The 25566-nt window shown below is 61.4% G+C and carries 22 protein-coding genes; 12 read left to right on the top strand and 10 right to left on the bottom strand.

Annotated features, from left to right (window positions below):
* Nucleotides 1-82 precede the first annotated feature (82 nt).
* Nucleotides 83-1267, top strand: coding sequence for a 23S rRNA (adenine(2503)-C(2))-methyltransferase RlmN (rlmN, locus tag VWY60_RS03580; RefSeq protein WP_416539846.1), 1185 nt, complete (start codon nt 83-85; stop codon nt 1265-1267).
* 30 nt (nt 1268-1297) lie between these two features.
* Here rlmN and VWY60_RS03575 read toward each other — a convergent pair whose 3' ends face one another.
* Nucleotides 1298-2539 carry a metallopeptidase gene (locus VWY60_RS03575; protein WP_340547207.1) on the bottom strand — a complete coding sequence of 414 codons (1242 nt, stop codon included), beginning with the start codon at nt 2537-2539 and terminating at the stop codon, nt 1298-1300.
* 506 nt (nt 2540-3045) lie between these two features.
* On the opposite strand from VWY60_RS03575, the gene VWY60_RS03570 reads away from it, so the two are divergent.
* Complete coding sequence (locus VWY60_RS03570; RefSeq protein WP_340547208.1) at nt 3046-3255, top strand: hypothetical protein; 210 nt, start codon at nt 3046-3048, stop codon at nt 3253-3255.
* 79 nt (nt 3256-3334) lie between these two features.
* On the opposite strand, the gene VWY60_RS03565 is transcribed toward VWY60_RS03570, so the two are convergent.
* Nucleotides 3335-4183 (bottom strand): LOG family protein, encoded by an 849-nt coding sequence (locus VWY60_RS03565; RefSeq protein WP_340547209.1) that lies wholly within the window; start codon nt 4181-4183, stop codon nt 3335-3337.
* Between the two features lie 193 nt (nt 4184-4376).
* Between VWY60_RS03565 and VWY60_RS03560 the strand changes: the two genes are divergently transcribed.
* The 3 genes from VWY60_RS03560 (at nt 4377) to dapD (ending at nt 6922) form a co-directional block, all read left to right on the top strand.
* The gene (locus VWY60_RS03560; protein ID WP_416539845.1) at nt 4377-5312 is read left to right on the top strand and encodes a threonine/serine dehydratase; all 936 of its coding nucleotides are present in this window, start codon (nt 4377-4379) and stop codon (nt 5310-5312) included.
* A 58-nt stretch (nt 5313-5370) separates the two neighbouring features.
* Nucleotides 5371-5970, top strand: a complete 600-nt coding sequence (locus VWY60_RS03555) for a GntR family transcriptional regulator (RefSeq protein WP_340547211.1) — start codon at nt 5371-5373, stop codon at nt 5968-5970.
* A 124-nt stretch (nt 5971-6094) separates the two neighbouring features.
* Nucleotides 6095-6922 carry a 2,3,4,5-tetrahydropyridine-2,6-dicarboxylate N-succinyltransferase gene (gene dapD / locus VWY60_RS03550; RefSeq protein ID WP_340547212.1) on the top strand — a complete coding sequence of 276 codons (828 nt, stop codon included), beginning with the start codon at nt 6095-6097 and terminating at the stop codon, nt 6920-6922.
* Between the two features lie 187 nt (nt 6923-7109).
* Here the strand turns inward: dapD and hutU are convergent, their stop codons facing one another.
* The 4 genes from hutU to hutI are packed head-to-tail and all read right to left on the bottom strand — an operon-like array spanning nt 7110 to nt 12302.
* Complete coding sequence (gene hutU / locus VWY60_RS03545) at nt 7110-8789, bottom strand: urocanate hydratase (protein WP_416539844.1); 1680 nt, start codon at nt 8787-8789, stop codon at nt 7110-7112.
* Nucleotides 8786-9571: an N-formylglutamate deformylase gene (gene hutG / locus VWY60_RS03540; RefSeq protein ID WP_416539843.1), complete on the bottom strand. Its 786-nt coding sequence runs from the start codon at nt 9569-9571 to the stop codon at nt 8786-8788. The genes hutU and hutG overlap by 4 nt, the downstream gene beginning before the upstream one ends.
* A complete protein-coding gene (hutH, locus tag VWY60_RS03535; protein ID WP_416539842.1) occupies nt 9568-11091 on the bottom strand; it encodes a histidine ammonia-lyase in 1524 nt (507 codons plus the stop codon). The genes hutG and hutH overlap by 4 nt, the downstream gene beginning before the upstream one ends.
* Nucleotides 11088-12302, bottom strand: a complete 1215-nt coding sequence (gene hutI / locus VWY60_RS03530; RefSeq protein ID WP_416539841.1) for an imidazolonepropionase — start codon at nt 12300-12302, stop codon at nt 11088-11090. Before hutI ends, hutH begins: the two co-directional genes overlap by 4 nt.
* Nucleotides 12303-12376: 74 nt before the next feature.
* Here hutI and VWY60_RS03525 point away from each other — a divergent pair, with 74 nt between their 5' ends.
* The 3 genes from VWY60_RS03525 to VWY60_RS03515 all read left to right on the top strand — a co-directional run bounded on the left by VWY60_RS03525 (nt 12377) and on the right by VWY60_RS03515 (nt 14916).
* Nucleotides 12377-13744, top strand: coding sequence for a formimidoylglutamate deiminase (locus VWY60_RS03525; RefSeq protein WP_416539840.1), 1368 nt, complete (start codon nt 12377-12379; stop codon nt 13742-13744).
* A 60-nt stretch (nt 13745-13804) separates the two neighbouring features.
* Nucleotides 13805-14506: a GntR family transcriptional regulator gene (locus tag VWY60_RS03520; RefSeq protein WP_340547218.1), complete on the top strand. Its 702-nt coding sequence runs from the start codon at nt 13805-13807 to the stop codon at nt 14504-14506.
* Nucleotides 14507-14568: 62 nt separating this feature from the next.
* On the top strand, nt 14569-14916 hold the full coding sequence (locus tag VWY60_RS03515) for a hypothetical protein (RefSeq protein ID WP_340547219.1): 348 nt from the start codon (nt 14569-14571) through the stop codon (nt 14914-14916).
* Nucleotides 14917-14974: 58 nt separating this feature from the next.
* Here VWY60_RS03515 and VWY60_RS03510 read toward each other — a convergent pair whose 3' ends face one another.
* From VWY60_RS03510 to VWY60_RS03500, 3 genes are all read right to left on the bottom strand, one after another.
* On the bottom strand, nt 14975-16030 hold the full coding sequence (locus VWY60_RS03510) for a transporter substrate-binding domain-containing protein (RefSeq protein WP_416539839.1): 1056 nt from the start codon (nt 16028-16030) through the stop codon (nt 14975-14977).
* Nucleotides 16031-16105: 75 nt separating this feature from the next.
* Complete coding sequence (locus tag VWY60_RS03505; RefSeq protein WP_416539838.1) at nt 16106-17233, bottom strand: Hint domain-containing protein; 1128 nt, start codon at nt 17231-17233, stop codon at nt 16106-16108.
* A 4-nt stretch (nt 17234-17237) separates the two neighbouring features.
* Nucleotides 17238-18812, bottom strand: a complete 1575-nt coding sequence (locus VWY60_RS03500) for a Hint domain-containing protein (protein ID WP_416539837.1) — start codon at nt 18810-18812, stop codon at nt 17238-17240.
* Between the two features lie 417 nt (nt 18813-19229).
* On the opposite strand from VWY60_RS03500, the gene dapE reads away from it, so the two are divergent.
* Nucleotides 19230-20399, top strand: a complete 1170-nt coding sequence (dapE, locus tag VWY60_RS03495) for a succinyl-diaminopimelate desuccinylase (RefSeq protein ID WP_416539836.1) — start codon at nt 19230-19232, stop codon at nt 20397-20399.
* A 103-nt stretch (nt 20400-20502) separates the two neighbouring features.
* Nucleotides 20503-22773 carry a ribonuclease R gene (rnr, locus tag VWY60_RS03490; protein WP_416539835.1) on the top strand — a complete coding sequence of 757 codons (2271 nt, stop codon included), beginning with the start codon at nt 20503-20505 and terminating at the stop codon, nt 22771-22773.
* Between the two features lie 24 nt (nt 22774-22797).
* Here the strand turns inward: rnr and VWY60_RS03485 are convergent, their stop codons facing one another.
* Nucleotides 22798-23244: a DUF1801 domain-containing protein gene (locus VWY60_RS03485; protein ID WP_416534288.1), complete on the bottom strand. Its 447-nt coding sequence runs from the start codon at nt 23242-23244 to the stop codon at nt 22798-22800.
* A gap of 86 nt (nt 23245-23330) precedes the next feature.
* Here VWY60_RS03485 and VWY60_RS03480 point away from each other — a divergent pair, with 86 nt between their 5' ends.
* Both VWY60_RS03480 and VWY60_RS03475 read left to right on the top strand, forming a co-directional pair.
* Complete coding sequence (locus tag VWY60_RS03480; RefSeq protein ID WP_416539834.1) at nt 23331-24065, top strand: helix-turn-helix transcriptional regulator; 735 nt, start codon at nt 23331-23333, stop codon at nt 24063-24065.
* Between the two features lie 102 nt (nt 24066-24167).
* On the top strand, nt 24168-25562 hold the full coding sequence (locus tag VWY60_RS03475) for a lytic murein transglycosylase (protein WP_416539833.1): 1395 nt from the start codon (nt 24168-24170) through the stop codon (nt 25560-25562).
* Nucleotides 25563-25566: the final 4 nt, after the last annotated feature.

The following is a 25566-nucleotide window of genomic DNA, read 5'->3' as shown; positions in this document are numbered from 1 at the left end:
AAAATCGGGAGGATTCCTTTTGATCTTTGGCAAGAATCCTATATAGAGCCGCATCCACCCAAACAGACCGAGTCTTTTTGCCATGACCGCCAATGCGCCGATCACCCAGGACGTCCTGACCCTGCCTCGCAAGATGCCTGAGGGCGGCAAGATCAATCTAGTAGGTCTGACCCGCGACCAGTTGCGGGAAACACTGATCGCACATGGTACGCCGGAAAAGCAGGCCAAAATGCGGGTCGGGCAGATCTGGCAGTGGATCTATCAATGGGGCAAGCGCGACTTTGCGGAGATGACGAATCTCGCAAAGGCTTATCGCGCGCAGCTGGACGAGCATCTTGAAATCGCGATTCCTGAGGTGGTGAGCAAACAGGTCTCTACCGATGGCACGCGCAAGTATCTGGTGCGTATCGCTGGCGGCCATGAGGTCGAGGTGGTCTACATCCCTGAGGAAGGGCGCGGTACACTGTGTATTTCCTCGCAGGTGGGCTGCACCCTGACCTGTTCGTTTTGCCATACCGGCACGCAGAAACTGGTCCGTAACCTGACGGCGGCCGAGATCGTTGGCCAACTCATGATGGCGCGTGACGATCTGGACGAATGGCCAGTTCCCGGTGCGCCCAAGGATGAGACACGCTTGCTGTCGAATATCGTGCTGATGGGGATGGGAGAGCCGCTCTACAACTTTGACAACGTGCGCGACGCGATGAAGATCGCGATGGACCCCGAGGGGATCAGCCTGTCGCGGCGTCGCATTACCCTGTCAACTTCCGGTGTGGTGCCGGAAATCGCGCGCACGGCCGAGGAAATCGGCTGCCTGCTGGCTGTGTCCTTTCATGCGACCACCGATGAGGTGCGCGACAAACTGGTACCGATCAACAAACGCTGGAATATCGAAGCACTTCTGGACGCGCTCCGCGCCTATCCGCGCCTGACCAATTCGGAGCGGATCACTTTTGAATATGTGATGTTGAACGGCGTGAATGACAGCGACGAAGACGCCCATCGTCTGGTTGAGCTGATTGATGGGATCCCGGCGAAGGTCAATCTGATCCCATTCAATGAATGGCCAGGTTCGCCCTATACGCGTTCGTCAAACAACCGGATTCACGCCTTTGCCAACATTATTTATCAGGCCGGCTATGCCTCTCCGATCCGTACACCACGGGGCGAGGACATTCTGGCGGCCTGTGGTCAGTTGAAATCGGCTACCGAGCGTGCGCGCAAGAGCCGTAAACAGATTGAGGCCGAGGCGGGGCTAAACCCCTGACCTCGACCTCCAGGCAGGTCCCCGGCTGCCTCAACTGAATATGAAATCCGCTCCCGTGAGGGTGTCGGTGTAGTTGGTCAATTCCACTTCGAACCAATTGGAATAGGAGATGGTGGTGCTGCCGTTGTCTTCGACGATGTCGAGCTGGTCGAGACTGCCGATCCAGAGGCCAGACACGTCAATCACATCTGCGCCACGGCCAAAGTCGGTGATCCGGTTGACGTCATAGGCATCTGCCTGATCAAAGACAAAAGTATCCGCACCGGAGCCGCCGGTCAGCGTATCGCTGCCATCGCCGCCGACCAGCGTGTCACGGCCGACCCCGCCCAGCAGTTGATCGTCGCCGGATCCGCCATGGAGCAGGTCGTGCCCACGCTTGCCGTGGAGGATGTCGCTATCGCTACCGCCGGAATAGGCATCATCAGTGGTGCCGCCTATCAAGAGATCTGCACCACTGCCACCGAACAGCCGGTCTTCGCCCAAGCCCCCGATTATTGTATCGCTACCACCGGCACCGCGCAGGGTATCATCTGCCTCGCGCCCCTGAACATGGTCATTACCACCTCTGGCGTTGATCGTGGTGTTCTGGTCGGTGCCGATCACCGTTTCCGCCGCGTTTGTGCTTCGGATGATAATGGGATCACTGCCACCGCCGAGGATCTGCCAACCTGCGAAGCTGTCGCTGCTTCCATAAACGTGCTGCATCGCCTGAATGTCGAACGAACCCAGCTCCGTTACATATGTAGGGCTGTGATTGTATGTCATTACCGTGTTTTCAGGCGTGTCGGCGTGGTGGTCCAGCGTCAGCCCGCCATCATGCGAATGCTGCAGGCCAAGGGCATGGCCAACCTCATGCAAAAGCGTAACATAACCATAGGTACCCTTGGTCATGATGGCTGTGTCGATCGTCAGGTCACCGCGACCGGTGAAGCCATCCCCGGACATCGCAATATTGGCCCAGCCGCCCGCCGTGCTACCGGTCGAGCCAAAGGCATTGATCATGCCTCGGCCTTCGACTTCGATGAAACGCACCCCCGAAATATCTTCGTATTGAGACAGGCTTTCGCGAAACAGATCGCGTTGATCGTCATCAAAGGCCCAATATTCGGTCGCGCCATAGGGGTCGCTCTCAGCCGGATCCGCGAGGCTACCTGTTTCGGTAAAGCTGTAGGTGATGATGGCCTGCGTTCCCAGATCTGCCGGGGCATTCCAACGGAAGTGGTCGCCGTCGAGGTAGTATAGAAGGGCTGAATAATCCGAAACTCGGGGCATGCGACAACTCCACTTGGGTTGTCGTCAATCTGGTCAATGAATGTGGCGCTGATGGGCCGATTCTTGGGGAATTTTTGGGGCGCTCGACGCCGCTACAGATAGAAAGGGCACGAACTGGGCCGGTCGGTACCCCAAGTTTCAGTTCTGTGATGCGCTTGATATTTCTGTTTATTCAGAGGCTTAACCTGATCGCCCTGGCTCCCTCTCGGATGTCGCTCCTAGGGGCTGCGAAAAATGGCGTTTCGGCGCCAAAGCCTCACATTGTGAACAATAGCATTAAATTTGACCGATTCTGATGATTGAGAACTGTCGCGACCGGGGAACAGGAGCGGTCACCGATTGAATCGTCACCAGTTGGTCTGATCTTGCGTTGTCGGCGCGTATTTACTGCTGCGCATACCAAGAATCGGGGTGCTGCCCAGAAATTTCCACAATCCGGGTACATTTCCGCCATTCCGACGGAACAGTTTCCAAATTGTAGACAGTCGATGGAAGGGAAAGAGATCATGGCAAGTCATACAGCGGCCGCTGCGCCGATTGAGCCCACCGTATTGGATCTGGTTCGCGAGGAACGTGGCAAGGCGTTGAGTCCGCGTGAATGGAAGTTTCGCCTGCGTGGCTATGGTTATGCGATCAAGGATATCGAAGGCGCGCAAGTTTTGACACGTCTGCCCCACGGCAAGCCACTGGGTGTTCTGCCGCCTGAATTCGCCTGAGTCATCCCTTTCTAGGGTCGGTTCCCTTCGGCAGGCCCCGCCACGCGCGCTTGGCCGCGCGACGGGGATTCCTGGGTAATCAGCCGTTACGACCGGGCAAGCTGTCACGGGGCGGTGCCGGCTCCCAATTGTCGATGATGTGAATCGCCTCCTCGGCGGTTTCCACGAACCGGAACAGGTCAAGATCTTCCTCCGAGATGGTTCCGGCATCCGCCAGAGCGTCCCAGTTGATGATTTTTTCCCAGAACTCACGGCCAAACAGCAGGAAAGGTACGCGTTCCATGCGGCCGGTCTGGATCAGCGTCAGGCTTTCGAACATCTCGTCCAGCGTGCCAAAGCCGCCGGGAAACACGGTAATGGCCCGGGCGCGCATCAGGAAATGCATCTTCCGGATCGCAAAATAGTGGAAGTTAAAGCAGAGTTCCGGCGTGACAAATTCATTTGGTGCCTGCTCATGGGGCAGCACGATATTCAGCCCGACAGAGGCGCCGCCGGCGTCAACTGCGCCGCGATTGCCTGCTTCCATCACCCCAGGTCCGCCGCCGGTCACGATGACATCTTTCCTGCCACCTGTGGTCATTGATTTCTCGGTCATGAGCTTGGCGAACTTGCGAGCTTCATCGTAGAAATGGGACAGGTCCCGAAGCGTCTGCGTGCGCGCTTGCGCCTTGTCTTTTGGCGCCGGGATACGTGCACCACCGAACATGACGATGGTGCTTTCGATACCATGCTCATCCAGCATCAACTGCGGTTTCAGCAGCTCAAGCTGCAACCGAACCGGGCGCAGCTCCTCGCGACAGAGAAAATCTTCGTCTGCAAAGGCCAGCCGGTATGCCGGAGATTCGGTCTGCGGTGTCGATGGCATATGCTCGGCGCGATCCCTGTCAGAATGTGCATCCCGGAATCGGCTATGGCGATCGTCATTCATTGCAAACCTGCTATGTTATTTCAAAAAATACGGAGTTCTATTTCTACCGCTTTGGCGGGCGTGACGCTAGCCCGGATCCATCGCCTTGATATGAAGGTGATCCGGGGTGAAGCCCATCGAAGATGCAAGGAGGGCTTGCACAAGCTGGCACAGGGCTTACGGTCAGCGCGCCGACGGGAAAAGAGGACTGCTCATGCATTGGACACAAGATATTGGCGCCGCTGAAACGCGGATCCGCCCGTATATTCAGCGCACACCGATATTGGAAACCGTCGGCTTCGGCTTCGACCATCCGATCATGATGAAGCTGGAGCATATGCAGCACACCGGCAGCTTCAAGGCGCGTGGTGCCTTCAACACGCTTTTGGGCGGATCGGTGCCGGAGGTTGGGCTGGTGGCTGCATCCGGCGGCAATCATGGCGCGGCGGTCGCCTACGCTGCCAAGAGGCTCGGCTTTCGCGCGCGTGTATATGTTCCGGAAATGGCTGGCCCGGCAAAGATCGCATTGATCAGAGCCTGCGGCGCGGATCTCGAGGTTGTTCCGGGCGCCTATGCCAATGCCCTTGAGAAAGCGCAGGCCTACGAGCAGCGGACTGGTGCAATGCAGGTCCATGCCTATGACGCACCGGCAACGGTTATCGGGCAGGGCACCTGCTTTGCGGAATGGGACGCACAGGGGCTCGTGGCTGACACGCTATTGATTGCGGTGGGCGGAGGCGGGCTTATAGCGGGCGCCATGGCCTGGTACGGCGGATCGAAGAGGATCGTGGCGGTTGAGCCGGAAACCAGTTCGGCCTTAAATAGCGCGCTTGCCGCCGGCAAGCCCGTCGATGTTGAGGTTTCAGGCGTGGCTGCAAACGCTCTCGGCGCGCGGCGGATCGGCAATATCTGCTACGAGCTGGCTGAGGCTCAATCACATGCGGTGACCTCGGTGACGGTGCCCGACGATGCAATCACCGCGGCCCAGACGGCGCTGTGGCAGGAACGCCGCCTGCTGGTGGAGCCGGCAGGGGCAACCGCATTGGCTGCTCTGACCAGCGGCATCTACCAGCCGGCAGCAGGTGAGCGGGTTGCGGTGCTGCTCTGCGGTGGCAATATCGCCAATGATCCAGTTGGAGGCACCTCATGATCCTGCATAGCGCTGGGCCGGGATCTGTGATCGAGCCCCGACGTCGGAGCGACGCTGCATGAGCGCTACGATCTCCGACCGAATTTACCACGCGCTGAGCGAACGGATCGTGACCGGCGCTCTGCCTGCCGGCGAAAAGCTGCGTCAGGACCATATTGCACGCGAGTTCAACGCCAGCCACGTTCCGGTGCGCGAGGCCCTGTTGAGACTGGAGGCGCACGGACTTGCCCAGTCGATTCCACGGCGTGGCATGCGGGTGACAGCATTGGATCCTTCGGAAATACGCGAAGTCATCGAAATGCGCGTCTCGCTCGAGCTGCTGGCCTTGCAAAACGCCTTTGCCCATCTGGGACCCTCGGAGCTGGAAGCCGCAGACACCGCAAGACTCGCCTGCGATGCCGCAACAGACATGGCCGATTGGGAGCAAAAGAACCGCGCCTTTCACCGGGTCATCTTGTCGCCCTGTGCAATGCCGCGTTTGTTGGCGACAATTGACGACCTGCATATTGCCTCGGCTCGTCATCTTTTTGCCAATTGGAAACACCGCTGGAGCCAACGTGTCGACACCGATCATGCGCTGATCGTGCAGGCCATGCGACGTCGGGATGTAACCACCGCCTGCGATATTCTACGCCGCCATCTGCGGCGGGTCCGCTAGAACCACGCCGCTGCCGCCACGATTGGCCGCTGCGGGTGGGGATATTGACGCAATCCGCACATGACCCCGGAGTAAAATGAGGTTATGTAGCGGCGAAACCAACCACACGCCGGAGAAACCCCAGATGTCCAACGCCCAGCTGGAAACCGCAATCGAGGCCGCTTGGGAGGCCCGTGACACCATCACATCCGCCACCACAGGTGAGCAGCGCGAGGCTATCGAAGACACGTTGAACGCCCTGGATTCGGGTAAACTGCGCGTGGCCGAGCGCCAGGACAACGGGGATTGGCATGTCAATCAATGGGCCAAGAAAGCCGTTCTTCTGGGCTTCCGCATCAAGGATATGGAAGAGCAATCCGGCGGCCCCCAGGGTTCTGGGTGGTGGGACAAGGTCGATAGCAAGTTCAAAGGGTGGCGCGCATCCGAATGGAAAGAGGCGGGATTCCGGGCCGTTCCCAACTGCGTTGTTCGCAAATCGGCCTATATCGCCCCCGGCGTGGTCCTGATGCCATCCTTCGTGAACCTTGGTGCCTATGTCGACGAAGGCACGATGGTCGACACCTGGGCAACCGTTGGCTCCTGCGCTCAGATCGGCAAGAATGTGCATCTTTCCGGTGGTGTCGGTATTGGCGGTGTGTTGGAGCCGATGCAGGCAGGCCCGACCATCATTGAAGACAATTGCTTTATTGGCGCGCGCTCCGAAGTGGTTGAAGGCTGCATCGTGCGTGAAGGATCTGTCCTTGGAATGGGTGTGTTCATCGGCCAATCAACCAAGATCGTGGACCGCGAGACCGGTGAAGTCATGTATGGCGAAGTGCCGCCTTATTCGGTGGTGGTCGCCGGCTCCATGCCCTCAAAAAATGGCGTCAACCTCTACTGTGCGGTGATCGTGAAACGGGTAGACGAAAGAACCCGATCCAAGACCGGGATCAACGAGCTGCTGCGCGACTGATCCCATCCCTGCAGTTCGAGCGCATGGAACGCGCCCCACAGGGCGCGTTTTTATTTGTGCTAATTGCCGGGGCCTTGCCCCGGTCCCCAGAGTATTCTTGGAAAGATGACAGGTAGGCCGAGCTGTCACTTTTCTCCAAATACTCTGGGGTGAGGCCGTTAGGCCGAGGGGCAGAGCCCCATTGGCGTTAGAGGATACCGGGCAGGTTCAGCCCGTGTTCGCGCGCGCAGTCCTTGGCAATGTCATAGCCTGCATCCGCATGGCGCATGACGCCGGTGGCCGGGTCGTTCCACAGCACCCGTCCGATACGGCGGTCTGCGTCCTCGGTGCCGTCGCAGCAGATCACCACGCCGGAATGCTGCGAGAAGCCCATGCCAACGCCGCCGCCGTGGTGCAGCGACACCCAGGTCGCCCCGGAAGCGGTGTTCAGTAGAGCGTTCAAGAGCGGCCAGTCGGACACCGCGTCGGAGCCGTCCATCATCGCCTCGGTCTCGCGGTTCGGGGAGGCCACGGAACCCGAATCCAGATGGTCCCGGCCAATGACGACCGGCGCTGACAGCTCGCCATTGCGGACCATCTCGTTGAAGGCGAGGCCCGCCTTGTGGCGGTCGCCGAGGCCGATCCAGCAGATCCGCGCGGGCAGGCCCTGGAACGCGATGCGCTCCTGCGCCATATCCAGCCAGCGGTGCAGGCCCTCGTTCTCCGGGAACAGCTCCTTCATCTTGGCGTCTGTCTTGCGGATGTCCTCCGGATCGCCCGACAGCGCGCACCAGCGGAACGGGCCGATGCCCTTGCAGAACAGCGGGCGGATATAGGCGGGCACAAAGCCGGGGAAGTCAAAGGCGTTCTCCAGCCCCTCCTCCAGCGCCATCTGGCGGATGTTGTTGCCGTAGTCGACGGTGGGAACGCCCATCGCGTGGAAATCGCACATCGCCTTGACCTGCACGCGCATACTGGCACGGGCGGCCTTTTCAACCGCTTTCTTGTCCGTTTCGCGGCGCTCTTTCCACTCACCCATGGTCCAGCCCAGCGGCAGGTAGCCGTTGACCGGGTCGTGGGCAGAGGTCTGGTCGGTGACGATATCAGGACGGATGCCGCCTGCTTCGGCGCGCTTCACCAGCTCCGGGAAGATCTCAGCCGCGTTGCCCAGAAGGCCCACGGATTTCGCCTCGCCCGCCGCGGTCCAGCGCTCGATCATCTCCAGCGCTTCGTCCAGGGTTTCAGCCTTCTCGTCCAGGTATTTGGTGCGCAGGCGGAAGTCGATGCTGTCGGGGTTGCACTCCACCGCCAGGCAGCAGGCACCGGCAAACACGGCTGCCAGCGGCTGCGCGCCGCCCATGCCGCCCAGGCCGCCGGTCAGGATCCACTTGCCCTTGAGGTCGCCGCCGTAGTGCTGGCGGCCGGCCTCGGCAAAGGTTTCATAGGTGCCCTGCACGATCCCTTGCGTGCCGATATAGATCCACGAACCAGCGGTCATCTGGCCGTACATCATCAGGCCCTTCTTATCGAGCTCGTTGAAGTGGTCCCAGTTGGCCCAATGCGGCACCAGGTTGGAGTTGGCGATCAGCACCCGCGGCGCATCCTTGTGGGTCTGGAACACGCCCACCGGCTTGCCGGACTGCACCATCAGGGTCTGGTCTTCCTCCAGGTTCTTGAGGGTCTCGACGATCATGTCGAAATCCTTCCAGGTGCGCGCGGCGCGGCCGATGCCGCCGTAGACCACCAGCTCATGCGGGTTTTCCGCAACGTCTGGATGCAGGTTGTTCATCATCATCCGCATCGGCGCCTCAGTCATCCAGGACTTGGCGGTGATTTCCGGGCCGGTGGGCGGGAAGATGTCGCGGGTGTTCTTGCGGGGATCGCTCATGCCGAGGGCCTCCAGTTTTTGAGATCAGTCAGAATTCGGGTGAGATGGGCGCGCAGCTGTTCCGCGCGCTCCGGCAGATAGGTCCAGGGGGGGCTTTCCTGGCAGTATGTGGCCTGCGCCAGTTCCATCTGGATCGCGTGCAGCCCGTCGGCAGGCCGCCCGTAATGGCGGGTGGTCCAGCCGCCTTTGAAGCGCCCGTTGAGGGTGGAGGTATAACCCTCCGCCGCCTCGCAACGGGCCACGGTCAGCGCCTCGATTTCAGGCGCGCAGGTGGTGCCCATGTTGGTGCCCACGTTGAAATCCGGCAGGCGGCCCTCGAACAGGAACGGGATGTCGCCGCGGATCGAGTGGCAGTCATAGAGGATGGCAAAGCCGTGGAGGGCCTTCACCCGCTCCAGCTCTGCCGCCAGCGCGGCGTGGTAGGGCGCGTGATAGGCGTCGCGGCGTCGTGCGATTTCGATCTCGCCCGGCGCCTTGACGTCCTGCCAGATCGGCAGCCCGTCGAAATCGGTCAGCGGCACCAGGGTGGTGGTGTTTTGCCCCGGATAGAGACTGATACCGGCGGGATCGCGGTTCACGTCGATCACATAGCGGTGGACCGGCGTTCGGACGGTTGTGATGTCCTCCGCCAGCCCAGAATACAGGTCATGGATATGCCAGTCTGTGTCGGCCAGCGCCCTGCCGGTGTCGTTCAGACACTCCCAGATTTCCGCTGGCACATCGGTGCCGGTGTGGGGCAGGCCCAGCACCAGCGGCGACGACCCTTGGGTGACCTCGATCATGCCGCCACCTTGACGCCTGCGGCCTCAGCAACCCGGCCTGCGCGGACCATGGCGCTGGCAGCTTCGATATCCGGCGCCAGATAGCGGTCCTCTGCCAGTGCGGGGATTTCTGCCCGCAGCATGGCGAGCACGTCCTGCAGGCGGGCGGAGGTCTGCAGCGGCGCACGCGCCTCCACCCCCTGCGCGGCGCAGAGCATTTCGACGCCCAAGATCACCGACAGGTTGGCGGTCATCCGTCCCAGCCGCAGCGCGCCATGGGCCGCCATCGACACGTGGTCCTCCTGGTTGGCCGATGTGGGCGTCGAGTCGGTCACGCAGGGATTGGCCAGATGCTTGTTCTCGCTCATCAGCGCGGCGGTGGTCACCTCGGCGATCATGAAGCCGGAGTTCAGGCCCGGGTCAGGCGTCAGGAACGGCGGCAGATCGTGGCTCAGGGTCGGGTCCACCATCAGCGCCACCCGGCGCTGCGCAATGGCACCGATTTCGGCCACGGCAAGCGCGATATGGTCGGCGGCAAAGCCCACGTATTCGGCGTGGAAGTTGCCGCCGGAGACGATGCGCCCCTCGTTCACCAGCACTAGCGGATTATCCGTTACGGCGTTGGCCTCGATCTCCAACGTCCGGGCAGCCATCCGCAGCACGTCCAGCGCCGCGCCCACCACCTGCGGCTGGCAGCGGATGCAATAGGGATCCTGCACCCGGGTGTCGCCCTCGCGGTGGCTTTCGCGGATCTCGGACCCATCCATGATATCGCGCATTTCCCGCGCCACATCGATTTGCCCGGCATGGCCGCGCAAGGAGTGGATGTCCGCCACCAGCGGCGCGGTGGAGCCCATGATGGCGTCGGTGGTCAGCGAGGCAATCGCCATCGAGGCCTCCGCCATGCGCCAGGCGTCAAACAGACCGGCCAGCGCGCAGGCGGTGGAGAACTGGGTGCCGTTGATCAGCCCCAGGCCTTCCTTGGGGCCGAGCACAATAGGCTCTAACCCGGCCTTTTTCAGCGCATCCGCGCTGGACATGCGGGTGCCCTCATATGTCGCCTCCCCTGCCCCGATCATCGCCGCCGCCATATGCGCCAGCGGTGCCAGATCGCCGGAAGCGCCGACGGACCCCTGCGACGGGATCACCGGCACGACGCCGCGTTCCAGCATCTGCTCGATCTGTTCGATCACCAGCCAGCGCACGCCCGAGGCGCCGCGGCCCATCGACAGCAGTTTCAGCGTCATCATCAGCCGGGTTTTATCTTCCGGCAGCGCCTCCCCCACCCCGCAGCAGTGGCTGAGGATCAGGTTGCGCTGCAGGGTGGCGGTGTCAGCCGACGCGATCTTGGTCGAGGCCAGCTTGCCGAAGCCGGTGTTGATGCCATAGACCGCCTCTTCTCCGGCAGCGGCATCCGCCACCATCTGCGCTGCGGCCTCAACCGGCGCACGGGCCGAGGCATCCAGCCGGGCCGGGGTCAGGTTGCGGTAGATATCTTCCAGCGTGGACAGCGTCACCGTCCCGGGGATCATCTCGATCATTGTTTGCCCTCATAGATACGGGTGTAAAGCGGGTTGAAGCCGATGCGGTAGGCGAGCTCGCCGGGCGTTTCCACGTCCCAGACCGCCAGATCGGCGCGCGTACCGGCGGAAATCTCTCCGCGGTCCGTCAGCCCCAGCGCCCGGGCTGCGTTGCGTGTGACGCCTGCCAGCGCCTCCTCCGGGGTCATCCGGAACAGGGTGCAGCCCATGTTCATCGTCAGCAGAAGCGAGGTCAGCGGCGAGGAGCCGGGGTTGCAGTCGGTCGCCAGCGCCATCGGCACGCCGTGGGTCCGGAAGTGATCAACCGGCGGCATCTGGGTTTCGCGGATGGTATAGAACGCACCCGGCAGGATCACCGCGACGGAGCCGGAGGCGGCCATCGCCCGGGCGTCGTCTTCGGTGGCGTATTCCACGTGATCGACTGACAACGCACCGTACTTTGCCGCCAATGCGGTGCCGCCCTGGTGGCTCAGCTGCTCGGCATGCAGTTTCACCGGCAGGCCAAGTTCCTTGGCAACCTTGAACACCCGTCCGATCTGGGCAGGCGCAAAGGCGATGTTTTCGCAGAAGCCGTCGACCGCATCCACCAGCCCCTCCGCAAAAGCGGCGCGCAGGGCGGGGATGCAGACCTGATCGATGTAGTCGTCGTCCCGGCCCTTGTACTCGCCCGGCGTGGCATGGGCGCCAAGGAAGGTGGTCTTGACCGTCACCGGGCGCAGTTCGCCCAGACGGCGGGCGGCGCGCAGCATGTTCAGCTCCGTGGTCAGGTCCAGCCCGTAGCCGGATTTCACCTCCACCACCGTGGCACCTTCGGCGATCAGGGCATCCAGACGCGGCAGCGCACCCTGTACCAGCTGCTCCAGCGACGCCTCGCGGGTGGCTGAAACGGTCGAAACGATGCCACCCCCAGCGCGTGCGACCTCTTCATAAGAGGCCCCATTCAGGCGCATTTCGAACTCCAGCGCCCGGTTGCCGCCAAAGACGATATGGGTGTGACAGTCGACCAAACCCGGTGTGATCAGGCGCCCACCCATCGAGACACGACCCCAGTTTTCATAGTCTTCAGGCAGCTGATCCTCTGGGCCGACCCACTGGATGCTGCCGTCTTTCACTGCGACGATACCGTCTCTGATCAGACCGTAGGGGGCGTCCCTATCGGCCATCGTGGCTAGCGTAGCGTCGCAGATCAGATAGGAACGGGGGCTGTTCATGGCATCCTCGCAAAAAGCTTGATGATATGAATGTATGTATATAACATTATTATGTCTATACATAAGAGGGGCAAATGCAGTCAATATTTGCACACCACGCGCGCCTGCCTCAGGGGTGGGTCATTGATCTGCGATTGACGGTTGCGGATGGCCGGATCGTCACGCTTGAACCCGGCGCGTTTGCACAGCCTCAAGATCATTGTGTCATGGCGCTGGTCCCGGCCCTCGCCAATCTGCATTCTCACAGTTTCCAGCGGGCCATGGCGGGCATGACCGAAACGCGCGTCTCGGGGAAAGAGAGTTTCTGGTCATGGCGCAAGCTGATGTATCAATTTGTCGATCACCTGACACCCGAACACTATGAGGCGATTGCTGGACTGGTCTTCATGGAAATGCTGGAGGCGGGTTATGCCTCGGTTGGGGAGTTCCACTATGTGCACCACCAACCCGGGGGACGGCCCTATGCCGCGCTGGGCGAGTTGAGCAATCGGGTCTTTGCGGCGGCGGACCTGACCGGGATCGGACTGACCCATCTGCCGGTTTTATACAGCTATGGCGGGGCAGGGCAGGTGCCTCTTTCCGGGGGTCAGCAGCGGTTTGGCAATGATGTGGCGCGCTATGCGGACCTTCTGTCCGATTGTCGTTCGATGCTGACGAAGAGCCTGCCGTCAGATGCGCGTGTCGGCATTGCGCCGCATTCGCTGCGGGCAACCGCACCACAGGATCTGCAAGAGATCCTGTCGCTGCGGTCGGGCACGCCGGTGCATATGCATATTGCAGAGCAACCGCAGGAAGTGACCGATATCAGCACTTGGCTGGGAGCGAGACCGGTAGAGTGGTTGCTGGAGAATTGCGGTGTCGGCGCAGATTGGTGCCTTATCCATGCGACCCATATGACAGCGCAGGAAACCCGCGATCTGGCGCAGAGCGGTGCCGTGGCCGGCCTCTGCCCGATTACCGAAGCCAACCTGGGCGACGGTCCCTTCAACGGTGCGGCGTTTCTGAGCCACGGAGGGCATTTCGGTGTCGGATCAGATTCCAACGTGCGGATTTCCCTGTCGGAAGAGCTGCGCATGCTTGAATATTCGCAGCGGCTGCGGGATCTGGCGCGTAATGTGATGGTACCGCAAGAGGGGTCCGTCGGAACGACCCTATATCTGGGTGCGGCCGAGGGTGGTGCGCAGGCGCTTGGCCGCGAGGCCGGTCGTCTGGAAGTCGGTGCTCTGGCGGATCTGATGGCTTTTGATACGACGCATGTCTCACTATGTGCGCTGCGCCCGGACCAGTTCCTTGATGGTCTTTGCTTTGCTTCCGATGATTCCGTGGTCAGCGATGTCTGGTCTGCAGGGCGTCATGTCGTCAGCGGCGGGCGCCATGCAAAGCGGGATCAGATCATCGCGGCTTATGCCTCAGCGGTTGCTGCGCTCCTTGACGCGCTTTAACAGAAGACACTGCTGCGCGCTGGCTGCTGGAGTAATGGTCGAGCAGACTGGGGGACAGGTATGGTAGAACGGACAAAAATGGGTTTTCAGGATGTCCGTGACAACGTGCTAAAACGCATTCAGGACCGGGTCTGGGCGCAGGGCGACCTGTTGCCGACAGAGCAGGAACTGGCTGAGGAGTTCGGATGTGCCCGCGCCACTGTGAACCGTGCGCTGCGTGAGCTGGCGGAGCGAGGTATCATCGACCGCAAGCGTAAAAGCGGAACGCGGGTGGCAATGTTACCCGTGAAACAAGCCAAGCTGGAGATCACGCTGACGCGGCAGCTGGTCGAGGACCGAAATGCCACCTACCGTTACGCATTGGTCCACCGGAGAGAGGGTCCGGCGCCGGGCTGGCTGGCGTCGCAATTGCAACTGGCACCAGCGTCGCCCGTTTTGCACGTGCGCGCCATGCACTATGGCGACAACCAGCCGTTCCAATATGAAGATCGCTGGATCAATATCGCCGCGGTGCCAAAGGTGACAGAGGCCGATTTTAGTGCGGTCGGACCAAATGAATGGCTGCTCGCCGAGGTGCCGTTTTCCACCGCCGAGCTGAGCTTTGGTGCCATTGCTGCGGATGCTGAATTGGCCGAGTATCTTGCCTGTCCGGTTGGCGCGCCACTGTTCCAGATGGAGCGGTCGACCTGGTTTCAGGCCCAGCCGGTCACCTTTGTTCGGATGAGTTTCCATCCCGGCTACCAGATGCGCAGCCGCTATTAGATCGGCCGACCAAGCGGCGATCCGTATTGACCAAACCCATGCCGCAGGGATATGGCGAGCGCATGGAAAAAAAGAAAATCTCTCGTCAGCAGGTCTACACGCTTGTGGTTCAGATCGGTCGCAAGGAAGGTGATGGTCTGCCCGAAGGGGCCACTGGTGCCGCCCTGATGATCTATGCCTCTGGCGTGGATGAGGCTGAAGCCGTGCGTGAAACCGTTGCAATTCTGAAGCAGGCCGATACCGCGCCGCTGGATGTCACCGGCTATGGCACATTGGCCGATCGCGAGGCCGAGGATCACGACATCTCGGATGAGGAACGTGAGCTGATGCAACGTGCACTGGATGAGAATTCGGTGATCGTTGCGCAGATGACGCCCTTTTTTGACGACGGGCCTGCAACCCTGCACTAGCACGCAGGCCTCGCGTCTGCCGACCAGACTGCCGCCTAAACGGCGACGGGGTGTCAGGTCAGGGCGCCTTGCCGAACCACTTTCGATAGATATCGTCGTATTCGCCGTTTTCGCGTAGGGCCAGCAGCGCGCGGTTGATATCTTCCAGATGCTCGGAGCTATCGGGGAGCAGCAAGCCGTAGTCCTCGCGCAGGAATACCTGTCCGACGGCGCGGCCATGCAGACGACCTTCGCCTTCCATGTAGTGGTCCAGAACCGGGGCGTCGAAGACGACAACCCTGGTCTCACCGCTTTCGAAATCCTTCAGCAAGGACGCCAGATCCGAATATCCGCGATAGCTGATGTCACGGCGTTCGAGAAACCGCGCCGCCGTAGAGCCGTCGAGTGTGCCGACGTCCTTGTCATAGAGGTCATTCACCGAATTGATCGACCCGCTGATCGCCTCGACCGTCATGACAGCTGTGATCTTGGCCACGAAAAGCGACACTACGAACAGGGATGAGACGACGAGGATAACGCCAAATATGCGCCCAATCGGGGTGCGTGGGACGCGTTCCTCAAAGCCGCCGTTGACCACGAGGTTCAGCGCCCACCAGAAGGAGGGGAACCAGGCCTCTTTCAGTGGGCGGTCGAAATAGGGCTGGGCACGTCGCTCCAGGCCCCACATCAGCATCCCGCCCCCCATCAGCAGGACCACAGCGACTGCAATTGCAATCATCAGGTCGGCGGAAAACAGCACGCGGATCAATGAGGGCGCACGGACATCGGCGGCCGCTACCATGATCCGCAGACCGCTTTCGAAGATCGGGTGGCTGAAGTCCATTTCGGTTTCGCGTGCCGAGGTGATCGAAATATTGGCCGCTGCCATATCCACCTGGCCGCTGCGCACCAGATCCAGCATTTCGCCGAATGTATCTGTCCGCACCAGCTGATAATCCCAGCCCAGCCGGTCGCTCAGGCTGCGCACCAGATCAATGGAAAACCCGGTGTCGCGATCACCCTCTGTCATCGAAAACGGCGGGCGCGTGACCGTGCTGACAGTCAGAGTCTCGGCGGCCGCTGCCAGCCCCCACAGCAGATAGATCAGGACAAATGGAGCAAGAAAACGGCGCAACGGAACGATAGAACCCCATGAGACATCATTCGTTTTGTCCTTAGAATGTCCCACAGGCTCAGGCAAGCGTCGTGGTCAGGCGATGCGTCGTTCTGCCAGAACTGCGGCATCAAAGCTGCGCAGCAACGGGGCCGGGTCCACTGCATGTTCGGGAATCGTATTGCGGTCCAGATGCGCCAGTGCGCTGGCGTCATAGGCGGCGCGGTTGCGGCGCAAACGCCCCAGATAAAGGCTCTCGACCGCGGTGCCTGCCGCTATGAAACGCTCATGGCGTGGCAGGATGAGCTGCGCCAGATCGACCAGCGGGCAGGGAGCCTGAGGGTCATCGGTAGGATCGGTATCAGCTTGCGTTACCAGCGCAGTCCCCAGCATCATCGCCGCAGTCAGACGGACGTCTGGACGACCAAAAAGGTAGTCGACATCGGTTCCCGAGACCACCAGTGGCTGCTGCGGCGCCAGCAGCAGATCATCTGTCAGCCCGAAGAACGGTGCGCGCAGTCGCAGGGGCGTATCATGGCCAATCGCGGGGACGCGGCGATCTAGCCGATGCAGGACCGGAACAGCTTCTCCTTCGGGTGTCAGGACCAGATCTCCGCGTTGCAGCTGCCCCAAGGGTATATTGCCGTCCGGCGTGGCAACCTTGGTGTGTGGCTCCAGCCCGCCCAGTGGTGCCATCTGTACGATTTCGCTGCTGAGAGAGGCGGAAAGCAGGCCGCAGGCCTCGGCTGAGGCGGGCAGCGCTGCGAGAAGCGTTCTTGCATCGCCGATGCGCAGCGGTGGCGGCGCCTGCAGGTCGGCCGTTGCGATAGTGCTCCCCGAGGCGGTCATCAGCGCAAGTCGCCCCCAGCGTGCCAGACTATCCCAGGAATAGATCAGACGTGCCGCGTTGCTTTCGCTGCCAGAAGGGTTCGGGGCGAGGATGCGTTGGTCCAGATGGCAGCCGGGCTGGCTGAGCGTCAGGGTGACGCCGCAGCCCAGGTTGCGTCTGAGCCGCAACAGCAGCGGCCAACCTTGGCAATCATCCACCGAACGGTCCAGCAGCAGCAGGTCGCCGCTCGGCCTGGCCTCGTCCAGCGACAGATCCAGACACAGGCTGCCCCGTGTCATCAAAATGTCGTCGGGAGCGTTGAGGCAGGTCTCGCGTTCAGTCACCGCAACCGCGATGGACGCCCGTTCGATGCTGCGTGTTGCCAGCCAGCTCATCCGATCAGCGCGCTGCAAGCGTGGCACGCAGAAGCCGCGCTTCATAGCTGCGCAGGCTGGGGCGCGCCGCGGGGCCGTACCCTTTTCCGGTGAGCGGATCCAGCTCCGGGAACAGCGCTTGCAACTCGGCCAGAACGTCAGCGTCGAAATGTCGGCTGGTCTGTGGTCCCGGCAGGAAACTCTCGGTCAACAGGCCTTCACTGATGACCAGCTGATGCTCATCGAACATCACATGCACATAGGTCACCCGACCTCCCGGGCGGCGGGTAATCGACTGATCGTTGATAAGATCTTTTGCTGCGATCAGTACCTCATGGGCGCCAAAGAGCATCTCTGCCATCCCGTCGCTGAGAAAGATGCGGTGCTGTGGCGATACCCAGAGTTCTTCATGATCTCCAAGCGCACCCGCCTTGATACAGATCGGAGCAAACCGCCCCTCGGCCTGAACCTGCCTTGAGCCGATCCAACGTAGCGGCTGCAAGCCGTTGTCGCGCGTCATGACCAGATCGCCGGGCCGCAGGGTCTCGACAGGTTGCAGCCCCTTGTCGGTCAGCAGGCGACTGCCGGTCACAAAGCAGGGGATGCTGGTGGCCTCGACATAGCCAACGTCACTATTGGTGCCGTTGCTGGCTGTATAGGTAAAGGCGAAGTCCTCGACGTCGCCATCGCCGATCAGGGTCAGCGTGCCGTTTGCATTCAGCTGAACCTGCTGGCCGGTGCCAAGGGTAACAACGTCCCCGGCGACAACCGCGACCCCATTGATATGGGTGATCGTCAGCGTGCTTGTGGAGGTGTTGGTGTCATTGGCCAGCACATTGACCACCCGGGATCCATTGGCATCAACACGGGCGAAATCGGTCTGCGCGATCACATCGGTTTGTGCCGAATCGGCAGCGATCAGAAGATTGCTGTCGTAGCTGCCATCCGACACATCGGCGATGCCGATCCGGATGGTGTTTTCCACGCCCGGATCAACCTGCATGGTCAGCGTCATCGTGACGGTCAGACCATCCATTTCGGTGTTGTAGTCGTCGTTGGCGTTGTCGAGATAGATATTGGAGTTCGTATTGGAGTTCACGTTGCCGGGATCGGTATCGCCGTTGCCGAACTCCAGATTGACCATCTCGCCGTTGACCCAGACGCCTACAAAATCCTGAAAGACAGAATCCTGGTATTCCGGGTATTCCTCTGAGGCGAAGACAAATTGAATCGTCATCACCGAGCCATCGGGCACAAACGTGACATCCAGATAGGAGGCGTCGAAGGTCTGCGTGCCAGCGGCGGCATTGAACGTGGGATCTCCGTTGGGGCCGTCGCTTGCGGTGGTCTGATTGGTGGATTGGTTGGCCTCTCCGGTTGAGTTGGTATAGGCGCTGGCCTGCCCGGTGGAGAGGATGATTCCGGTGTCCGACGGCGTCGCACCGGGCGCAATAGAGTCACCGTTGGAATAAATAGCCGACGCGCGGGTGTCACCGGTGTAGCTTGCGCTGATCACCTGCACGCCATCGCCAAAGATGGTCTCGGCCATCTGCACCGCAGTGGCGTTTATGTCATATGTCAGCTCGGATGCTGCAACCATTGTCTTGTCTCACCTCCTTACGATGAGGCAGCGCATGGTCTGGAACATGACACCTCCGCAAGGGGTGCCCCTGCGCCGCCTTAGGGCGACGCGATGTCCGATCTGCTCTGTGGCCCCGCTGTTACGGTGGATCCACGGCGATTGATGCTCTGCCTCGAGTCGTATTTTAAGGATTTATTAACACTCTCACCTCCCGCTTGTCCGGTTGGCGCAGACGGGCGTTGGAAATAATGCTGATCTGCGCGGCATTTGCGCCACAAACCGGCGTTTGGATTTAGCCGCTGTGTGGCAGGGGACGTGGATCCGCAGTCTTCTCCCTCTCCGGCAGCAGGAGATTTGCACCGCCGACAGAACCGAGGTAGCCAGAGGTCATGGAAGGGGGCCAGCCATGTCCGGCCCGAGAACCGGAGGACCCAAATGACGCAGCCGCCCGCGCATTCGCCGCTTGACCCGCAACAGCTCACCGCTGACCTGATCCGCTGTGCCTCGGTGACACCGGAGGAGGGCGGCGCGCTTGTCCTTCTCGAGAAAATCCTGACTGCAGCGGGGTTTTCCTGCAGCCGGGTTGATCGCGGCGAGGTCAGCAATCTGTTTGCCCGCTGGGGGCAAAAGGGGCACCCGCGCACCATTGGCTTCAACGGCCATACCGATGTGGTGCCGGTTGGCGATACCGCCGCCTGGACCGTCGATCCCTTTGGCGCAGAGGAGAAAGATGGTTTCATGTACGGGCGGGGGGCGACCGACATGAAGTCTGGTGTGGCGGCATTTGTAGCGGCTGCCGTCGATCTGGTTCAGACCGCGCCACCCGAGGGAGCCATTGTCCTGACCATCACCGGCGATGAAGAGGGTGACGCAGTCGATGGCACCACCGCGTTGCTGGATTACATGGACCGGGCGGGTGAGCAGATGTCGGTTTGCCTCGTCGGGGAGCCGACCTGCCCAAATGAAATGGGCGAAATGATCAAGATCGGTCGTCGCGGCTCGCTGTCAGCGTGGTTCACGGTGACCGGTGTGCAGGGGCATTCGGCCTATCCGCATCGTGCCAAAAACCCGTTGAGTGCAATGGCGCGCCTTATGGATCGTCTCGCCAGTCATGAGCTGGATCAGGGAACCGAACATTTCGACGCCTCCACCCTCGCCGTGGTCACGATCGATACCGGTAATCCTGCGACCAATGTGATTCCGGCAACGGCCCGTTCGACGGTGAACATCCGGTTCAACGACGCCCATTCCGGTGCCGGTCTCAGCGACTGGCTGCGGGCAGAAGCGGATCGCATCGCGGAGGAGTTCGGTGTTGAGATCGGTCTGGAGATCAAGATTTCGGGCGAGAGCTTCATCACTCCGCCCGGCCCGCTGTCGGATCTGGTGAGCACAGCTGTTGAGGCCGAGACCGGGCGCAGACCAGAGCTGTCCACGACGGGCGGCACCTCTGATGCACGTTTTGTGAAACACCATTGCCCGGTTGTCGAGATCGGGCTGGTTGGCAAGACGATGCACCAGGTTGATGAACGTGTGGAGATCGCCCAGATCCATCAGTTGAAATCGATTTATGGCCGTATCCTGCGGGATTACTTCGCCGGGAAGTGACCGGCAGGTGATCTGGCACATGAAGAGCGCGCGCGTCGGACAATGACATCCGGCGCGCGCTTTTCACGATGACCTTGGAGAGCGGGCGTGGTAGCTCAGACCTATGACCCGTATTCCTTCCAAGGCAGAAATCCTCGAGTGGATCTCAGCCCATCCGACCCATAACTCCAAACGCGACATCGCCAAGGCTTTCGGCATCAAAGGCTCCGACAGGATCGACCTGAAAAGGATCCTCAAGGAGCTCGAGGCAGAAGGCCATCTGGAGAAGCGCAAGAAAACCTACCGCGACCCGGAGCGCCTGCCGCCGGTCAGTGTCCTTCAGGTTAAGGCACCGGACAGCGATGGCGATCTTTTTGCGCGTCCGCTGGAATGGCACGGCGAAGGCGTAGAACCCATCGTGCTGGTGATGCCGCGCGCGTCCGACCCTGCGCTGGGCGAGGGGGATCGGATCCTGGCACGGCTAACCCTGGTTCAGGACGCCGAATATCACTATGAGGCACGGCTGATCCGCCGTATTGGCACGAACCCGCGCCGGGTCATCGGGATCTTCCGCAAGGGTGATGAAGGCGGTCGTATCGTGCCTATCGACAAATCGGCATCGACGGAATGGGCGGTCGCGGAAAACGCCACCCATGGTGCGCGCGACGGCGAACTGGTTGAAGCTGAGCAGGCCGGACCGAAATCGCGTCTTGGCCTGCCACGGGCCCGCGTTGTCGACCGTCTTGGTGATCCGTCAGCGCCCAAGGCGGTCTCGTTGATCGCCATCCATCAGCACGGCATCTCCGACCATTTCCCCGATGAGGTAATTGCGGAGGCCGATGCGGCCAAACCCATGGGGCTGAAGGGGCGCGAGGATCTGCGCGATCTGCCGTTGATCACCATCGACCCGGCGGATGCACGGGACCATGACGACGCCTGCTATGCCCATGCGGATGACGACCCGAAGAATCACGGTGGCCATGTCATCTGGGTCGCGATTGCCGATGTCGCGGCCTATGTGCGCCCCGATTCGATGCTGGATCGCGAGGCCCGGAAACGCGGCAATTCCAGCTATTTCCCGGATCGTGTCGTGCCGATGTTGCCTGACCGTCTGTCCGGCGATCTCTGCAGCCTCCACGAAGGGGTGCCGCGCGCCTGTATCGCCGTTCGGATGCAGATTGATGCGCATGGAAACAAGATCGGCCATCGCTTTGTGCGCGGGTTGATGCGGTCTGCGGCATCGCTGCACTACGGGGAAGTGCAGGAGGCCATGGATGGGACGCCGAATGATCGCACGGGCCCCTTCTTAGAGCCTGTTATCAAGCCGCTTTATGCTGCCTACGCAGCCTTGGTCAAAGCGCGCGCAGACCGTCAGCCGCTTGATCTCGACCTACCCGAACGCAAGATTGTTCTGGACGAGAAGGGCACGGTCGTCTCGGTTAATTTCCGCGACCGGCTGGATGCGCACAAGCTGATTGAGGAGTTCATGGTGCTTGCCAATGTGGCGGCCGCCGAGACCCTGATCAAGAAGCGCACCCCGCTGTTGTTCCGCGTGCATGAGGAGCCGGCACCAGAGAAGCTGGAAGCGCTCCGCGAAACCGCCCGCGCGGCCGGGCTTTCGCTGGCCAAAGGGCAGGTGTTGCAGACCCGTCATCTGAATGCACTGCTGCATGGGGCTGCGGGCACCGATGACGCTGAGTTGATCAACATCTCGACTCTGCGCTCCATGCAGCAGGCCTATTATGCGCCTGAGAACTTTGGGCATTTCGGTCTCGCCCTGCGCAACTATGCGCATTTTACCTCACCGATCCGCCGCTATGCCGACCTTATCGTGCACCGGGCGCTGATTTCAGCCCATGGCTGGGGCGACGACGGTTTGGCGACCTCCGAAATTGAGCGGCTGGAGCAGATCGCCACCCATATCTCCGAGACTGAGCGGCGGTCGATGATGGCGGAACGGGATACCACCGATCGTTATCTGGCGGCCTATCTGGCCGAACGGGTCGGCAATGAATTCGAAGGCCGGATCAGTGGCATCGCGCGCTTTGGCGCTTTTGTGAAACTGGACGAAACCGGGGCTGATGGCCTGGTGCCCGTCCGGTCTATCGGCCGGGAGTTCTTTCACTTTGATGCCGAGGCGGGAACCTTGATGGGCTCCGATACCGGGTTGATCATCGCCATCGGCCAGCGGGTGAAGGTGCGATTGGCACAGGCGACCCCGGTGACCGGTGGGTTGGAGCTTGAACTTCTGTCTATCGACGACAAGCCGATGCCCGCGGGGGGCGGCAGCGGACGCCGCAGCCCGGCCGGGCGCTCGGTGAAACGCAAATCCGCCAAAGCAAAGGCCAAGCGCAGCAAGATCAAGCGCAAGGTGGAGAGAAAGCGCCGCAGCTAACAGCGGCGCGCCCCTTGTTAGGCTCTAGTTGAAACGGTCCGGGTCCACACGGGTCTCACCGGCTGCGGTCGTGGAGGCATGATAGGTCAGGGCGTGACGGATCAACCAGCCGTGGCGCAATGGCTCCACATCTTCGACCCGGTCGAACAATACGCCGCGGGTCCCGTCGAATTTGTCCCAGGCTGGATAGCGACTGGCAAAATTGTCGATCACTCTGCTCTGGCAGTGAACGAGCAGGGCGAATCGCGCGTGCTTCGATGGACCCAGCCGCAGCGGTGTTCCAAGCCCGGAGCGCGCCGCCGCATATGACGGCTGACCCCATTTCAATGTCTCGGCCACCGCCCCGACCTCAGGGGCATTCTCTGCAACCTCAAAGATCAGCTCCCGCAGACGCAACAGGCCTTCGCGCGCGTCCGGGGGGGCTTGATCAAAGACGGCAGCGACTTCGGCGCTGGCAAAGGGGCGTATCATATCCGTTTGGCTCCTTGATGAATGGTCTCTCGGTTTTAGCGGCGCGTGATGACAGAAACTGTCATTAGAGTTAGAGAGTATGAGACATGTCTCGATCTCATCGTCTATTTCAGCTTATGCAGTTGCTGCGCCAGGGTGCCGGTCCTCATACCGCCGCCGGACTGGCGCAGGATCTGGGAATTTCGGCCCGCAGCGTGCACCGGGACATCGCAACCCTGCGCGAGATGGGGGCGATTATCGACGGAGAGGCAGGCTATGGCTTCACCCTGATCGAAGACAACGCATTGCCGCCCATGGGGTTTCGCGACACTGAATTGGAAGCGCTGGTTCTGGGACTGCGCGAAGTTCAGCAGATCGGCGATCCGGAACTGGCGGATGCCGCCGCCGAGGCCTTGCGAAAGTTGCAGGCCAGATTGCCGGACCGGCAGGCCCACAGGCTGCGCCATGCTGTCCTGTCAGCCTATCGCTTTCAGAGGCCGGAGCCGCCGGGTATTGCGCTGGCGGATCTGCGCCGTGCCACATGGGACGAGGTCGAGGTCCTGCTGGACTACTGCGATGCCAAAGGCGCCGTCACCAAGCGGCAGGTGAAACCGCTCGGTCTGGTCTATTTCGATCGCTCCACGGTGCTGATCGCCTGGTGCGGGCTGCGCGATGATGTGCGGGTGTTTCGGGTGGATCGGATTGCCGGGTTCGAGGCGACAAACATCAGCTTTCGCCCGCAACGCGTCCCGATGCTGCGGGATGCGCTGGCCCAGATGCGGGCCGATCGTGTCGCCTGCGGGCCAGTCCAAACCGCAGCCCCGGATCCGTCCGAGGCTTGATCCCGGCAGATCGGCAAACCTCCGCACATCCCTTCAGCGGCGCTTTGTGGGAACCTGCGATGCGGGTAGACTGGCAGCGAGCAGAAAAAAATGAGGTGTAAGATGCGATACGATCTTGGCGCCCGAAGGCAGATACTCCTGAAAACGGCGATGGTTGCGGCATTGATGATGACTGCTGTTGGCGCCCAATCCAGCCCGCCGGCTGCAACCGGCCGACAGGTGGTGGAGGGGGCGACGTCGCAGCCGCCGCAGGTTTCCCTACGACCGATTGCCCGCCCGGTGGCTGTTTCGGCTGTGACGGAGCCGCGATTGCGGCCTCGAACGCGCCCGCTACAGCAGACAACGGCAGCGGAACAGCCCAGCGTTTCGGCCGCCAAGCAGCGCGCCTTTCAGGCCTGGATAACGGCCTTTCATCCCCGGGCAAGGGCCGAGGGGCTGTCGCAGGCCACTTTGGACCGTGCGTTTGCCGATGTGAGTTTTGACCCGGATATTGTGCAGCGGGATGGCAATCAGTCAGAGTTTGTCACTCCTATCTGGACCTACCTTGAGCGCGCGGTTTCCGAGGCGCGGATCGACAACGGCAAGGCGGCGCTGCGCGACCATGCGCAGACGCTGGCACGAATCGAGGCCCGCTATGGCGTCGACAAGGAAGTCGTTGCGGCTGTTTGGGGCATGGAAAGCAACTATGGCCGGTTTCGTGGGGAGCGTGAAATCATCCGTTCGCTCGCCACATTGGCTTTTGACGGGCGGCGCGGGGCCTTCTTTGAGAGCCAGCTGATCGCCGCCTTGAAGATTCTTCAGGCTGGCGATGTCTCCCCGCGTGCCATGACGGGCAGCTGGGCAGGGGCCATGGGGCATACGCAGTTCATGCCGACATCTTATCTGGCCTATGCGGTGGATTTCACCGGGGATGGCAAACGCGATATCTGGTCGGATGATCCCACAGACGCGCTGGCCTCAACCGCAGCCTATCTCAAGCGGTTTGGCTGGGTAAAAGGTCAGCCATGGGGGCTGGAGGTCCGACTGCCAGTCGGTTTCGACTATGCGCAGGCGGATCGCAAGATCACCAAATCCGCAGAGAGCTGGCGCAGGCTGGGCGTTACCCGTGCAGATGGCAGCCTCTTGCCCGACCATGGCGAGGGAGCGCTGCTGCTGCCCGCAGGCGCGCAGGGCGCAGCCTTCATGGTCTATCGAAATTTCGCGGCCATCGAACGTTACAATGCAGCCGATGCCTATGTTATCGGCGTGGGTCATCTGAGCGACCGGCTGCGGGGCGGTGGTCCGATTCTGGCCAGCTGGCCGCAGGACAGCCGCCCCCTGACCTACAAGGAGCGGCGCGAACTCCAGCAGCGGCTGACAGGGGCGGGATATGGCACCGGCGGCGCGGACGGGCGGATCGGGCCAAAAACCCGCGCCGCCCTGCGCGCCTATCAACTGGCGATGGGTCTGACACCCGATGGTCACCCCTCGCTCACGGTATTGAATCGGCTGCGCTGACGGC

The organism is Phaeobacter sp. JH20_26, assembly GCF_048056275.1.
Classification (GTDB): Bacteria; Pseudomonadota; Alphaproteobacteria; order Rhodobacterales; family Rhodobacteraceae; genus Phaeobacter; species Phaeobacter bryozoorum.
This window is presented reverse-complemented; position numbering and strand designations above follow the sequence as displayed.